This window comes from Methanobrevibacter sp., assembly GCF_045646045.1.
Classification (GTDB): domain Archaea; phylum Methanobacteriota; class Methanobacteria; order Methanobacteriales; family Methanobacteriaceae; genus Methanocatella.
Map to the genome: position 1 here is coordinate 95,599 of NZ_JAZRJY010000005.1, position 17,692 is coordinate 113,290.

General features: G+C 36.0%; 1 protein-coding gene. It reads right to left on the reverse strand.

The window, feature by feature from the left end; genetic code table 11:
- Positions 1 to 7: 7 nt before the first annotated feature.
- The gene (locus ACKI5C_RS00305; RefSeq protein ID WP_407430878.1) at positions 8 to 17,683 is read right to left on the reverse strand and encodes an amino acid adenylation domain-containing protein; all 17,676 of its coding nucleotides are present in this window, start codon (positions 17,681 to 17,683) and stop codon (positions 8 to 10) included.
- Positions 17,684 to 17,692: the final 9 nt, after the last annotated feature.

The following is a 17,692-nucleotide window of genomic DNA, read 5'->3' on the forward strand; positions in this document are numbered from 1 at the left end:
TCTCTCCTTAATCAAAATATTTTACTTCTATTAAATATTTTATAAATCTTGTAAGATAATCTTTATCACATTCCGGCCAAGTGAATCCGAATGTCTTGAGGATTTCAATAGTTTGGTCCATCACTACAAGTTCGCCGTCATCACTTTCAATATATTCATCTTCTTCATCATCTTCAGCGAAATCATCAATGGTCAAATCTGCAGTAATGATTCCCTGAATGTTTTCATCCATATTTTGTTCATAAATTTCTCTAAACTCTTCAGGAGAAACCTCTTCAATGCCGAATCCAAAGGAGTTAAGAACATCTATTATATCACTTGTAGGAATCCACTTGTCACTAACTGCATGGAATACTGTGCACTCTTTTGGGGCTTTTGCAAGTTCTAGAGTTGCCTTTGCCACATAATCTATTGGGCTCAATTCAACAACTTCTTCAGATATTTCAGGGATTGTTGCCTTCAAGTTTTTAATGGCTTTTATACCATTTAAGAATGCATTAGTATCATAATTTTTCTGGAACATTCCGTCAGATTGACGTGCCATGAGGTTTCCAACTCTGATAATTTTCACATTAAGGCCGTTCAATGCCTTTTCAAGCACCATTCTTTCTGCAAGGAACTTACTGTTTAGGTATTTGTTGGACAAGTCTTGTCCCCAGTAGAAGGTTCTTTCATCACAATGCTCAACTGAAAGATCACTATCTTCTGTGTATTCATCTAAAACACTTGTGGTTGATATCTGGACATAGGTAATGTTGTTTGCTTCTGCAAATTCAAGTCCGTTGACTACTCCATCAACATTAACCCTGAAGATATAATCATCGTGAGTGTAGTGTTTTACAATAGCTGCACAGTTGATTATTGTGTCAATTGGATAATCACTTAGCTTTTTGAAGTCATCCAAGTTTGTTATATCTCCTTCACTTAAGATTATGCGTGATCCGATGAGGTCTGTGAAGTCTTCATCATAGTAGTAATTCATCAGGTCAGCGAAACGTTCTTCACAGCTATCGAATTGACCTTTTCTCAACATACAATAGATGGTTCCCTCTTCGTTTTTGAGGTATTCATATAATACATGGACACCAAGGAATCCGGTAACTCCAGTTAATAATACATTGCCCAATTCAGTGTTTGTGCCTTTGGCAAAGTTTTCAAACGTATTTTCCTCAAGAAGATTATGGATTTTTGTGTAGTCATAGTTTTCAATGATGTCCACATCCAAGTCTTCATCTATTTCATCACCGGACAGGAAGCTGGCCAGTTTTCTTGGGGTCTGGTTTTTAAAGATATCATCATACTTTACATCATAATCTTGTTTGAGTAACTCAATGATAAGTTTGGATGCAATAAGTGATGTTCCACCTATTTCAAAGAAGTTGTCCTCTGCACCAACGATTTCTATATCAAGGACAGATGAGTATATTGCACAGATTGTCTGTTCGAGCTTGTTTTTAGGAGCGACATATGTCAATTCAAGTTTAGGCTCAGGCAATGCTTTTACATCAGTCTTGCCGTTTGGAGTCTGTGGCATCTCATCAATCTGCATGAAGACTGTAGGAACCATGTATTGTGTAAGTCTTTCACTAAGGTAAGCCTTAAGCTCATCTTTGTCAATATTGCTTTCTGCTGTGAAGTAAGCACATAAGTGTTCGTTATTTCGGATTTCCTTAATCACTACAACATTCTGTTTTATGTCAGGGAAACTGGATATGTTTGATTCAATTTCACCAATTTCTATTCTTAAACCTCTGAGCTTGATTTGGTTGTCAATTCTTCCTTTAATATCAATATCGCCATCAGGAAGCTCTATTGCGTAATCTCCACTCTTGTAGTATGGAATATCATCAATGGTCAGATATACCTCTCTGGTTTTGTCTGGCATGTTGTAGTATCCTTTACCTACACCAATACCACCAATGTAGAGTTCTCCCATAACTCCTTTAGGCACCAACCGTCCATCAATATCTCTGACTTCGGTTACATAGTTTTTAAGTGCCTTACCGATTGTAATGTTTTCCGGATCTGTTATTTCTTTATAGTTTGAAGCGATTGTAGCTTCAGTAGGTCCGTAACTGTTGTAGACTGCTGCGTCACAGTATTTTTTAACTCCGTTGAATGCTTTGGCTGAGAATTGTTCTCCACCCATTACAATACATTTTGCACATCCAATTGCATCACAGAACTCTTCAAACTCAAGATATGAAAGCAATCTTGATGGAGTGAATTCCATAACTTCAGGCTGTTCACGCTTAATCAATCTGACAAGTTCCACAATGCTTTTTATTTCATCGTCATTTGCAAAGATGATTTTGATTCCGTTTGTGATACCTGTGAGTATATCTTCGAGAGCTGTATCGAATGCAACAGTTGCAATGCTCAATAAGTTATTGTATTCACATTTAGGGTTTCCTTCTACCTGATTACATACATTTTCATGGCTGATCATTACACCTTTTGGATTTCCTGTTGAACCGGATGTGTAAATCATATATGCTAAGTCATCAGGAACAATATCAACATTTGGAGCAGCAACATTATCTTCTTCAAGTAATTCTTCAATAGATAATGAATTAAGTGCAAGGCCATCCATATTAATTATGTAATCTGCCTGACTGTTTTCATAGATGTAGTCAATTCTTTCTTTAGGGAACTTTAAATCGAGTGGTATGAATGCACAACCTGCTTTTAATACACCGATAATTGAAGCAATCAGGTCACTGTTACGAGGCAACATAATCAAAATATTGCTTCTTGGTTTGACACCTTTTCCAATCAATGCATTGGCAATCCGGTTTGCCTTTTCATCAAGTTCATAATATGTCAATGTCTCATCACTAGCAACAAGTGCAATTTCATCAGGCTTTTCGGCCACCTGTGCTTCGAAACGTTTATGGAGGAATGGATTGTCCAATTCTTCAAATTCAGGCAATAGGAAGTTTGGAGCAAGCTCAATTTCATTGAGCCTTAATTTGTCCATATCATTTACGAAGAACTGAACCAAAGTGTATTTGATTGCCTTGAGGAAATCAGTCACATACTCTTTAGTATAAATTTGGTCATTATATTCAATGAACAGTGAAATTTCATCACCGTCATCGTAAACGTCCATGTTAATCTTATAATCTGTTGCCACAGTACCGTCAAGCTCTTCCATGACATATGTGTTTCCATCCATTTCCAGATTATCTGTTTCAAACGCTCCATGGTATGCATAGAAGAATTCAGGTTTCAATTGATATTCTTCAGAAAGTGTTGTGTATGGATAATTACTGTGGACCAGCGCATCTTTCCATGATTTATCCACTATTTTAATGAAATCTTCAACCATCATGTTCCTGTTTTCGCTTCCAATCATTATAGGGAGTGTTTTTACAAGCATACCTTGTGTATTGAAGTAATTGGAGTTTGACCTTCCGTTGAAGATTGTTGTTATTAATGCTTTATCTGAGAATGTGAATTTGTTCAGGGCAAGGACTGTAGCACTCATAAACAGTACATTTGGACTTATGGAATGGTCTTTACAGAACAGCCTTACGAAAGAGGAATCAACCGTTTCCTCAATAAGTTTAATATCTGCTTCATCAGGATTTCCATTGAGGTTTGGAGTAAGGACTGTAGATTCGAATCCTTGGCTAAACCTGTTTTTATAGTATTCTTTGGAAATTTCGTTTTCGCTTAGTTCCTGTTCAATTAAGCTGTAAGCGTATCCGTCAACTATTTCTTCACTGACCTCTCCACCATTGTATATGCTGAGTATGTCTTCGAAAAGAAGATCCATTGAAACACCATCTGTAATTACGTGGTGGATATCAGAGAACAGTACTGTTTCTTCAGGTGTCTTATAGATTTTGAATCTGAATAGCTGATTGTCATCCAATGGAATGTATTTGATGTCCTTATCCATCATTTCCTTATTGGTGATTGAATCAATTTCTACAATTTCAATATCATCAATTTCTGCATCATCACATCTTTTCTGTCTCAATTCCCCTTCAGGAGTTGTAATAATTCTTGTTTTAAGATATGGGTGTGCTTCAATACCATCAATAATAGCCTGTTTAAGTTTAACTGGGTCAACAGAACTGGCAAAGCGTATTGCAGAAGGCATTGTGTACTTGATTTCATCAGTCTGTGCACATTCATAGTAGATACCTAACTGATTGGAGGTCAATGGGAACAGATCCATTGTTTCTGCAGTCTTAATGATTTCAGGAATATCAATTTGTGCATCTATGTTGTTATCTACCTTGTCAGCAAGGCTTTGGATTGTCGGATTGTTAAACAGGTCCGTTATTTCAATGTTAACGTCAGTTTCATTGTAAATCATTGAATTCAATTTCATCAGAGTCAGTGAAGTGAATCCTAAGGAGTATAAATCATCAGTAATACCGAATTCCTCAGCGCTTGAAAGTGATGAAACCATTCTGAATATCTTTTTCTCTGTTTTTGTTTCAGGTTCAACGAAATCAAGTGCTAATGAAGGATCAGGTAATGCCTTCATATCAGTTTTTCCGTTAGGAGTTTGAGGAATCTCATCAATTTGCATAAAGACTGTTGGAACCATATATTTGGTCAGCTTACTTTGCAAGTAACGTTTCAAGAGATTAATATCAATATCAGTCTCGGCAGTGAAATAAGCACACAAATGATCGCCGTTATTTATTTTCTTAATTGCAACAACGGTATTTTTAATGTTAGGGAATCTTGTAATGTTGGATTCTATTTCACCGATTTCAATTCTCAATCCTCTTAATTTGATTTGGTTATCGATTCTTCCTTTAATGTCTATATCACCGTCAGGAAGCTCTATTGCATAGTCCCCACTTCTGTAGTATGGAATGTCATTAATAGTTAAATAGACTTCTTCAGTCTTGTCAGGCATGTTGTAGTATCCTTTACCTACACCTGTACCACCAATGTAAAGCTCTCCCATTACTCCCTTAGGAAGTAATTTTCCATCAATATCTCTTACTTCAGTCACATAGTTTTGTAAAGCCTTACCGATAGTTATGACATTAGGATCAGTAATTTCCTTATAGTTTGAAGCAATTGTTGCTTCGGTCGGACCGTAACTGTTGTATACTTTTGCATCGGTGTATTCTTTAACTCCATTGAATGCCTTGGCTGAGAATTGCTCTCCACCCATTACGATACATTCAGCACATTCAATAACTTCACAGAACTCGTCAACTTCAAGATAGGACAGTAACCTTGATGGAGTGAATTCCATAACTTGAGGTTTTTCCTTTTTAATTAGGTCGATTAAATCAACGACATTCTTGATTTCTGAATCGTTTGCAAAGATGATTTTCATTCCATTAGTAAGGCCTGTTAAAATATCTTCAAGAGAGGTATCGAATGCAATAGTTGCAATACTTAACAGATTGTCATATTCACATTTAGGATTTCCTTCGGTTTCATTACATGCATTTTCATGACCTATCATTACGCCTTTAGGTTTTCCAGTAGATCCTGAAGTGTAAATCATGTATGCAGTATCGTCAGGTGATATTTCAACATCAGGATTTTCGATATTGTCCTCTTCAATCAATTCTTTAATATCCAATGAATTGTCCTGAGTTTCATTAGCTATGATATAATCAGCCTGACTGTTTTCATAGATGTATTCAATACGTTCTTTAGGATATTCCATATCAATCGGGATAAATCCGCATCCTGCCTTTAAAACACCAATTATTGATGCAATTAAATCTTTGGTCCTTGGCAGCATGATTAAAATATTATGTCTCGGTTTGACTCCACGTTTGATTAATCCATTTGCGATTCTGTTACTTAATTCATTCAATTCCCTGTAGCTGTATTCCACATCATTTGAAACCAGCGCAATTTCGTCCGGCTTGCTTTCCACCTGTGCTTCGAAACGCTTGTGGACAAATGGATTTTCAAGAGGGATGAATGTAGGCAATTCCTTAGTGGTTTCAAGTTCAATGTCACAGATTCTCAAGGTTCTGATATCACCGTTTACGAATTGATTAATAACCGTTTCAATTGAATCAAGGAAGGTTTTAACATAATTTTCAGAATATAACTGGTCATTATATGCCAATTCAATCTCAATTACATTATCATCTTTTGATACACCAATATCGATTTTATATTCAGTATCTGCAGCCGCATCAGCCAATTCATAGCTTCCATAATCATTATCACCAATATCCACATTTTCAGCAGCACCTGCTTCATTATATGAATAGAATAATTCAGGTTTTAACTGATATTTGTCAGCAATCTTGGTATATGGATAGATACTGTTGTTTATTGAATCAATCCATGTTTTGTCTACAGATTTAATGAATTCTTCAACAGTCTGTTGTCTGTTTTCATTTTCCATGATTAATGGAAGGGTTTTTACAAGGAATCCCTGAGTATTGAAATAATTAGGATTGGTTCTTCCATTAAATATTGTAGTTATCAGTGTATCGTCACTGTATGTGAATTTGTTCAGGTTCAATATGAGTGCAGATATTACTAATGAATTGTGACCTATTGAATTTTCCAGACAGAACTCATTGATTTCATCTGAATCAATAGCTATTGAAACATATTTGGTGGTTCCATCTTCAGGATTACCGTTAAGATCAGGTGTAAGAACTGTTGAATCGATTTCCTGAGACATCTTGTCGTTAAAGAATTTTTCAGCTTCCTCATACCTTTCGCTGTTTTGCAGGTCGTTTTCAATAAGGCTGAAGACATAACCGTCAACGATTTCCTTTTCAATCTCTTTATTTTGATATGCATTGGCAATATCTTCAAATAAGATGGCCTGTGATTCACCGTCAGTAATAATATGGTGGAAATCAGAGAACAGTACGATTTCATCATCCGCATCATATATCTTGAATCTGAAGAGCTGTTCATCATTTATTGGGAATGTTTTTACATCGTTTTTGATTATTTCCTCGTCAGTGATTGAATCAACTTTAACTATTTCTATTTCGTCAATTTCAGCATCATTGTTTTTATATTGCTTTATAGTTCCGTCATCGGCAAGCACCATTCTGGCCTTAAGGTATGGATGAGCTTCAATGACTTTAATGACTGCTTCTTTTAATTTTTCAGCATCAATTTCTTTGCCGAATCTTGCAACAGCCGGCATTGTGTATTTGATTTCATCCGGACTTTGTGCACATTCATAGTAAATACCTAACTGATTTTCAGTCAGTGGGAAGTACTCCATGTTATCTGCCATTTCAATAAACTCGTCCAATTTGGATGACTGTACATCACTGCCTAAAATTTCGCTTACAAGCTTTTTAATCGTTGGACTATTAAATAAAATTGAAATATCAAGGTTTACATCCATTTCCTTGTAAATCAATGTGTTCAATTTCATTAATGTAAGGGAAGTGTATCCTATTGCATATAAGTCATCAGTAGTACCGAATTCATCAGTTTCAATCAGCTCTGAAATGATATCGAAAAGCTTTTGTTCTGTTTCATTTTCAGGTTTAACGTTTTCAAGTTCAAGTTTAGGTTCAGGCAATTCCCTGATATCTGTTTTACCATTCGGCAATTGAGGAATTTCATCCAATTGCATGAATACAGTTGGAACCATATAGTATGTTAACCTTTCCTTCAGGAATTCTTTAAGAGAAGCCTTATCAATTTCTTTTTCAGCCGTGAAGTAAGCACAAAGGTGGTCGTTGTTGTTTATTTCCTTGATTACAACAACAGCATTCTTAATATTTTCAAATTTGTTAATGCTTGATTCAATCTCACCGATTTCAATCCTCAATCCTCTGAGCTTGATTTGGTTATCAATTCTTCCCTTAATGTCAATGTCTCCGTCAGGAAGTTCAATCGCATAGTCCCCACTTCTGTAGTATGGAATATCATTTATAGTTAAATATACTTCTTCAGTCTTGTCAGGCATGTTGTAGTATCCTTTACCTACACCGACACCACCGATGTAGAGCTCTCCCATAACTCCCTTAGGCAGGAGCTTGCCGTCAATATCCCTTACTTCTGTTACATAGTTTTTAAGTGCCTTACCGATTGTAATGTTTTCAGGGTCAGTTATTTCCTTATAGTTTGAAGCGATTGTAGCTTCAGTAGGTCCGTAACTGTTATAGACTGCAGCGTCACAGTATTTTTTAACACCGTTGAATGCTTTGGCTGAGAATTGCTCTCCACCCATTACAATACATTTAGCACAAGCGATAGCATCACAGAACTCATCAACTTCCAGATAGGATATCAATCTTGAAGGAGTGAACTCCATTACTTCAGGTTCATATTCCTTGATTAATCTTATTAAATCAACGATGTTTTTGATTTCTGAATCGTTTGCAAAGATTATCTTAATGCCGTTAGTAATACCTGTAAGGATCTCTTCAAGAGGGGTATCGAATGCAATTGTTGCAATACTTAACAGGTTGTCATATTCGCATTTAGGGTTTGATTCAGCCTGGTTACATGCATTCTTGTGTCCAATCATTACTCCCTTAGGATTTCCAGTTGAACCGGATGTGTAAATCATATAAGCCAAGTCATCAGGAGTAATGTCAACATCAGGATTTTCCGTATTTTTCTCTTCAAGCAATTCATGGATATCCAATGCATTGTCGATTTCTCCATCTGCAGTTATGATATAGTCTGCCTGACTGTTTTCATAAATGTATTCAATACGTTCCTTAGGATATTCCAAATCAATAGGAACGAATGTGCAGCCTGCCTTCAAGATACCGATTATAGTAGCTATCAGGTTGCTGTCCCTTGGAAGCATTGCCAAGACATTACTTTTTGCTTTAACACCTTTTCCAATAAGAGCATTAGCTATACGATTTGCTTTAATATTGAGCTCCTCATTGGTTAATGTAGCATCTGTTGCAACAAGAGCAATGTCTTCTGGATTTTCTTCAGCCTGTTTTTCGAAACGTTTGTGGATAAATGGAGTTTCCACAGGAGTGAATTCAGGCAACTCTTTTTGGCTTTCCAGTTCAATGTCACAGATTCTGAATGTCTTGATATCATTGCTTATGAATTGGTTTAAAACAGCTTCAATTGAATCAAGGAAAGTCTGGACATAATCTTCAGAGTACAACTGATCATTATATGATATTTCAATATCAACTGTAGTATCCTGTTTTAATACTGCAACATCTATTTTATATTCAGTATCTGCAGTTGCATATGCCAATTCATAGTTTTCATAATCCTTGCCGTCAATGACAAGACTTTCAGCACCCTCACCTTCATTATATGAATAGAATAATTCAGGTTTTAACTGATATTTTCCGGCAATCTCAGTATATGGATAAATACTGTTGTTTATTGAATCAATCCATGTTTTGTCTACGGATTTGATGAATTCTTCAATAGTCTGCTGTCTGTTTTCATTTTTCATAATTAACGGAAGGGTTTTTACAAGGAATCCCTGAGTATTGAAATAGTTAGGATTGGTTCTTCCATTAAATATCGTAGTTATCAGCGTATCATCGCTGTATGTGAACTTGTTAAGGTTCAGTATGAGTGCGGATATTACTAATGAATTGTGACCTATTGAATTTTCAAGACAGAAATCATTGATTTTAGCTGAATCAATGGTGGCTGAAACATATTTGATGACTCCCACATCAGGATTTCCATTGAGATTTGGAGTCAATACAGTTGATTCAATTTCCTGGGAGAGCTTGTCATCAAAGTATTTTTTAGCTTCTTCATACCTTTCGCTGTTTCTCAAATCGTTTTCAATAAGGCTGAAGACATAACCGTCAACGATTTCCTTTTCAATCTCTTTATTTTGATATGCGTTAGCTATATCTTCAAATAAGAGACCCTGTGATTCACCGTCAGTGATAATATGGTGGAAATCAGAGAACAGTACGGTTTCATCAGCGGCATCATATATCTTGAATCTGAATAGCTGCTCATCATCAAGTGAAAATGCTTTAATGTCGTTTTTGATGATATCCTCATCAGTGATTGAATCTACTTTGACTATTTCGATTTCATCAATTTCAGCATCATTGTCTTTAAACTGCTTTATAGTTCCGTCATCGGCAAGCACCATTCTGGCCTTGAGGTACGGATGAGCTTCAATGACTTTAATGACTGCTTCTTTTAATTTTTCAGCATCGATTTCTTTGCCGAATCTTGCAACAGCCGGCATTGTGTATTTGATTTCACCTGGACTTTGTACACATTCGTAGTAAATACCCAATTGATTTTCCGTCAATGGGAAGTATTCCATGTTATCTGCCATTTCAATAAGTTCGTCCAATTTGGATGACTGCTCATCACTACCTAGAATTTCATCGGCAAGCTTTTTAATTGTTGGGCTGTTAAATAAGATTGAAATGTCAAGGTTTACATCCATTTCCTTGTAAATCAGTGTATTCAATTTCATCAAGGTCAGGGAAGTGTATCCTATAGCATACAGGTCATCGGTAGTACCGAATTCATCGGTTTCAATCAGCTCTGAAATGATATCGAATAGCTTTTGTTCAGTCTCATTTTCAGGTTTGACATTTTCAAGTTCAAGTTTAGGTTCAGGCAATTCCTTGATATCTGTCTTACCGTTCGGCAATTGAGGAATTTCATCCAATTGCATGAATACCGTTGGAACCATATAGTATGTTAACCTTTCCTTCAGGAACTCTTTTAATGAATCCTTATCGATTTCTTTTTCAGCTGTGAAGTAAGCACAAAGGTGATCGTTGTTGTTTATTTCCTTGATTACAACAACTGCATTCTTAATATCATTGAATTTGTTAATGCTTGATTCAATCTCACCGATTTCAATCCTCAATCCTCTTAACTTGATCTGGTTATCGATTCTTCCCTTAATGTCAATGTCGCCGTCAGGAAGCTCTATTGCATAGTCCCCACTTCTGTAGTATGGGATGTTGTTGATTGTAAGGTAGACCTCTTCGGTCTTGTCAGGCATGTTGTAGTATCCTTTACCTACACCGACACCACCGATGTAGAGCTCTCCCATAACTCCCTTAGGCAGCAGTTTACCGTCAATATCCCTTACTTCTGTTACATAGTTTTTAAGTGCCTTACCGATTGTAATGTTTTCAGGGTCAGTTATTTCCTTATAGTTTGAAGCGATAGTGGCTTCGGTAGGTCCGTAACTGTTGTAGACTGCAGCGTCACAGTATTTTTTAACTCCGTTGAACGCCTTGGCTGAGAACTGCTCACCACCCATTACAATACATTTTGCACATTCAATGGCATCACAGAACTCTTCGACTTCGAGATATGATATCAATCTTGAAGGAGTGAACTCCATTACTTCAGGTTCATGTTCCTTAATAAGGGCGATTAAATCAACGATGTTTTTAATCTCAGAATCATTCGCAAAGATTATCTTAATTCCGTTGGTAATACCTGTCAGGATATCTTCCAGGGATGTATCGAATGCAATGGTAGCAATACTCAATAAATTACTGTATTCGCATTTAGGGTTTGATTCTGCCTGGTTACATGCATTCTTGTGTCCAATCATTACTCCCTTAGGATTTCCTGTTGAACCTGATGTATAAATCATGTAGGCCAAGTCATCCGGAGTAATGTCAACATCAGGATTTAGCGTATTTTTCTCTTCAAGCAGTTCATAGATGTCCAATGCATTGTCTGCTTTTCCGTCTGCAGTTATGATGAAGTCTGCCTGACTGTTTTCATAGATGTATTCAATACGCTCCTTAGGATATTCCAAATCAATAGGAATGAAAGTACATCCTGCCTTCATGATACCGATTATAGTAGCTATCAGGTTGCTGTCCCTTGGAAGCATTGCCAATACATTGCTTTTTGGTTTTACACCTTTTCCAATAAGACCATTAGCTATACGATTTGCCTTGGCATTTAACTCCTCATTGGTTAATGTGGCATCTGTTGCAACAAGTGCAATACTTTCTGGGTTTTCTTCAGCCTGTTTTTCGAAACGCTTGTGGATAAATGGAGTTTCAACAGGGCTGAAAGTAGGTATTTCTTTTGTAGTTTCAAGTTCCACATCACAAATCATCAATTCATTAACGTCATTTTCCATGAATTGATTTAAGACAAGGTTAATTGAATCAATGAACGTTTCAATGTAATCCTGAGTGTATAATTCATCATTGTACTGGATTACAAAGTCTATTGTATCCTCTGAAACATCAATATCAAAGTTAATCTTATATTCAGTCGCATTCAAGTCATCTGCAACCAATTCATTTTCCTCATAAACAGTTCCATTTATTACGCGAGGTTCTGAATCCATGAATTCCTGATATGTGAAGAAGAATTCAGGTTTTAATTGATATTCCTGCGCAATGCTTGTGTATGGATAAATGCTGTGACCCATCGTATCTTTCCATACATCATCAATCTCATTGATAAATTCCTTAATTGTTATCTGCCTGTTTTCATTGGTGAATATCAATGGAAGTGTTTTTACTAAAAATCCTTGTGTATCGTAGTATATTGGATTGGACCTTCCATTAAAGATAGTCGTAATCAATGTTTTGTCACTGAAGGTGTACTTGTTCAATGTTAATGCAAGACCTGATAAGAACAGTGAATTTAGGCTAAATGAGTGACGATTACAGAATTCTTTAATTGTTTGTGAATCAATTGTTTTAATTGCTGTTTTCAATTTACCTTCATCAGGATTCCCATTGAGATTAGGTGTCAATACGGTTGATTCGATTTCCTGTGAGAGTTTTTCATCAAAGAATTCCTTGGCTTGTGCATAAGCGTCACTATTTTTAAGATTGTCTTCAAGAAGACTGTAAACATAACCGTCAACGATTTCTTCGTTGATTTCTTTTCTTTCATAGATATTTGCAATGTCATCAAAGAAATTGATTTGAGATACACCGTCTGTAATTAAGTGGTGGAAATCTGTGAACAGGACTGTTTCATCAGGAGTTTTATATATTTTAACTCTGAATAGCTGTTCGCCGTCAAAGGAAAATGCTTTGACATCATTTTCAAGCATATCTTCATCAGTGATTGAACCCACTTCAACAATTTCAATTTCATCCAATGCTACATCATCACATCTTTTCTGTTTAAGCTCTCCTTCATCATCCATGACAAATCTCGTTTTGAGATACGGATGAGCTTCCACCGTTTTAATTACGGCTTCCCTTAATTTTTCTGCATCTACATCACTGCCAAGCCTCATTGTAGTCGGCATTGTATATTTGATTTCACCAGGACTTTGTATACACTCATAGTATACACCAATTTGGTTGTCAGTTAACGGCAGGTATTCCATGCTGTTTGCCAACTTGACAATTTCTGCCAAATCAGAGTCTTTATCGCTGGATTCAATTTCTGATGCAAGCTTTCTGATTGTAGGATCATTGAATAATATTGAAATATCAAGGTTTACACCCATTTCTGCATATATTAATGAGTTGAACTTCATTAATATCAAAGATGTAAATCCTATTGCATATAAATCGTCAGTAACACCAAATTGATCTGTATTGATGAGTTCTGCAGCGATTTCAAAGAGTTTTTCTTCCGTTTCGTTTTCTGCTTTTATGTTTTCCAGATTCAATTTTGGTTCAGGCAAAGCTTTTAAGTCTGTTTTACCGTTTGGTGTATGAGGCATTTCATCAAGCTGCATATATGCAGTAGGAACCATATATTTTGTTAACTTATCTTTCAGGAACTCTTTTAAATCACCTACATCAATTTCCTCTTCTGCAGTATAATATGCACACAGGTGGTCGTTGTTGTTGATTTCCTTGATTACCACAACAGTCTGTTTTACTGCAGGATATTTATTAATGCTTGATTCAATCTCACCAATCTCTATCCTCAATCCTCTTAACTTGATTTGGTTATCAATTCTTCCCTGTATGTCAATTTCACCATTCGGTTTTTCTATTGCATAATCCCCACTTCTGTAATAAGGAATATCATTAATGCTTAGGAATACCTCTTCAGTCTTGTCAGGCATGTTGTAGTATCCTTTACCTACACCTGTACCTCCGATGTAGAGTTCACCCATTACACCTTGCGGCAGTAATTTTCCATCAATATCACGCACATCAGTCACATAGTTATGCAATGGAAGACCTACGGTTATGTCGTCACTGCTGGTCACTTCCTTGTTGTTTGATGTGATTGTGGTTTCAGTTGGTCCGTAAGTGTTGTATGCGATTGCATCAGAGTATTTTCTGAAGTTTTCATATACTTTGGTTGAGAACTGTTCACCACCAAGGAAGACACATTTCAGGCATTCGATTACATCACAGAATTCAGGCACTTCAAGGTATGATGCCAATCTTGAAGGGGTGATTTCTGACACTTCAGGCTTTTCTCTGCCAATTAACTCTATTAATTCAGGGATGTTTTTGATTTGTGTATCACTAGCCAATATCAGTTTCAATCCGTTTGAAAGAGATGTCAATATGTCATCAACAGATACGTCAAAGGAAATTGTTGCAAGACACAACAAGCTTTCATATCCTGATTTAGGGTTTTGCACTTGGTTACAAATGTTTTCGTGTGAAATCATTACTCCTTTAGGATTTCCTGTTGAACCTGAGGTGTAAATCATGTATGCCAAATCATCAGAAGTGATTTCAACATCTGGATTTGATTCATTAGCTTCTTCAAGCAACTCTTTAACGTTCAATGAATTGTAGTCATCTTCCTCTGAAATGATATAGTCCGCCTGACTGTTTTCATAAATGTAATCGATTCTGTCCTGCGGATATTCAAGATCTATTGGGATGTATGCGCATCCTGCTTTTAAAATTCCTAAAATGGATGCTATAAGGTCACTGTTTCTGTGAAGCATTATCAATACATTGTTTTTCGGTTTTACTCCTTTTTTGATTAAGGCATTAGCAATCCTGTTGGCTTTTCTGTTAAGCTCATCAGCAGTCAATGTCGCATCTTCCGCAACAAGTGCGATGTTTTCAGGATTAGCTTCAGCCTGCATTTCAAAGCGTTTGTGAATAATTGGAGTTTCCACAGGAGTAAATACTGGCAATTCTTTTTGACTTTCCAATTCAATATCACAAATTCTTTGTTTTTCGATATTTGATGAAGCGAATTGTTTTAAAACTAATTTAATTGAATTTATGAATGTTTTAATGTAATCTTCACTGTATAACTGATCATTATAATCAAGTTTGAATTCAAGTTTATCCCCAAATGCATATAAATCTAAATTGACTTTGTATGCTGTTGCCAATAAGTCATCACCTGCAAGCTCATATTCCTCATAGGATTTGCCATTGATTATAATACCTTCAGAATCAAGGAATTCCTGATAACTGAAGAAAAATTCCGGTTTTAACTGATAATTTTCAGCAATATTTGTATATGGATATTCAGTATTACTTATTGTATCTTTCCATACGTTGTCAATACCGTTGATAAATTCCTTAACTGTTTCCTGCCTGTTTTCATTGTTGAATATTAATGGAAGTGTTTTTACTAAAAATCCTTGGGTATCATAGTAATATGGATTGGATCTTCCATTGAATATTGTTGTAATTAATGTCTTGTCTGAGAATGTGTACTTGTTCAATACTAATGTAAGGGCAGACAGAATCAGTGCATTTTGACTTAATGAATACTGATTGCACAATTCCTTGATTTCATCTGAATCAATCACATCAGATACGGATTTTATTTTTCCTTCATCAGGATTTCCGTTGAGATTAGGTGTGAGGATTGTTGATTCGATTTCATCGGAGAGTTTTTCATCGAAGAATTCTTTGGATTTTTCGTATTTTTCACTGTTTTTGGCATCTTCTTCAATGAGGCTGTAGACATAACCGTCTACGACTTCCTGTGACAGTTCCCTGTTTTCATATGCATTTGCTATGTCAGTAAATAAGTTGATTTGTGATACACCATCAGTAATGATGTGGTGGGAATCAGTAAACAGTACTGTTTCGTCAGATGTTTCATATATCTTGAATCTGATTAACTGTTCATCACCGAAACCAAATGCTTTAACATCGTTTTTGAGGATTTCTTCATCACTTATTGAATCAACTTTAACTATTTCGATTTCATCCATTTCTGCATTGTCGTTTTTGTATTGTTTTAGTGAACCGTCATCGGTGACAATGATTCGGGTTTTGAGATATGGATGTGCATCTACTGTCTTGATTACAGATTCTTTCAATTTATTTGCATCAACATCACTGCCGAATCTTATGACTGTTGGCATTGTGTATTTTATTTCACCAGGACTTTGCATGCACTCATAGTATACACCTAACTGGTTATCAGTTAATGGGAAGTACTCAAGTTCATCTGCAAGTTTAATAAATTCTTCTAAATCAGATTTATCGCCACTACCTTCTATTTCAGATGCAAGCTTTCTGATTGTAGGATCATTGAATAAAACTGAGATATCAAGGTTTACACCCATTTCCGCATATATCAATGAGTTGAGTTTCATCAGTATCAAGGATGTAAATCCGATTGCGTATAAATCATCGGTTACACCGAACTGATCAGTATTTACAAGCTCTGCAGCAATTTCAAAGAGTTTTTCTTCCGTTTCATTTTCTGCTGCCACATATTCCAGGTCAAGTTTTGGTTCAGGCAAAGCCTTTATGTCAGTTTTACCGTTCGGTGTTTGCGGCATCTCATCAAGCTGCATGTATGCAGTAGGAATCATATATTTTGTCAGCTTATCTTTCAGGAACTCTTTTAAGTTTCTTGGTTCAATCTCTTCATCTGCAGTATAATATGCACATAAATGGTCGTTGTTGTTTATTTCCTTAATTACAACAACAGCCTGTTTTACTGATGGGAATCTGTTAATGTTTGATTCGATTTCACCAATTTCTATTCTTAATCCTCTAAGCTTGATTTGATTGTCTATCCTTCCTAAAATTTCTATTTCACCGTCAGGTCTTGAAATAGCATAATCTCCACTTCTGTAGTATGGGATGTCATGGATTTCAAGGAATACCTCTTCGGTCTTGTCAGGCATGTTGTAGTATCCTTTACCTACACCGACACCACCAATGTACAATTCTCCCATTACTCCATAAGGCAATAGTTTTCCATCAATATCACGTACATCAGTAACATAATTGTATAATGGATAACCGACAGTTATATCATTGACATCAGTAACTTCCTTGTTGTTTGAAGTAATTGTGGTTTCAGTTGGTCCGTAACTGTTGTATACGATTGCATCAGAGTATTTTCTGAAGTTTTCATATACTTTGGTTGAGAACTGCTCACCACCAAGGTATAAACATTTCAGACATTTTATTGCTTCACAAAACTCTTTAACTTCGAGGTGTGAAGCTAATCTGGATGGAGTGAAGTCTGCAACTTCAGGTTTGTTTTCCTCAATTAAATCAACAAGTTCAGAAATGTTTTTGATTTGACTGTCATTAGCAAATATTAATTTTATTCCATTTGCAAGTGCAGTAAATATATCATCCATAGCTACGTCAAAAGAAATTGTAGTAATACATAACAAGCTTTCATATTCTGATTTAGGACCACATACCTCATTACAAATGTTTTCATGAGAAATCATTACTCCTTTAGGATTTCCTGTAGAACCTGAGGTATAAATCATATAGGCCAAATTATCAGGAGTGATTTCAACATCAGGAGTTGAAGCATCTGTTTCTTTTAACAGTTCCTTAACGTTGAGTGAATTGTCATTATCCTCATCAGAAATGATATAATCAGCCTGACTGTTTTCATAAATGTAGTTGATTCTTTCCTG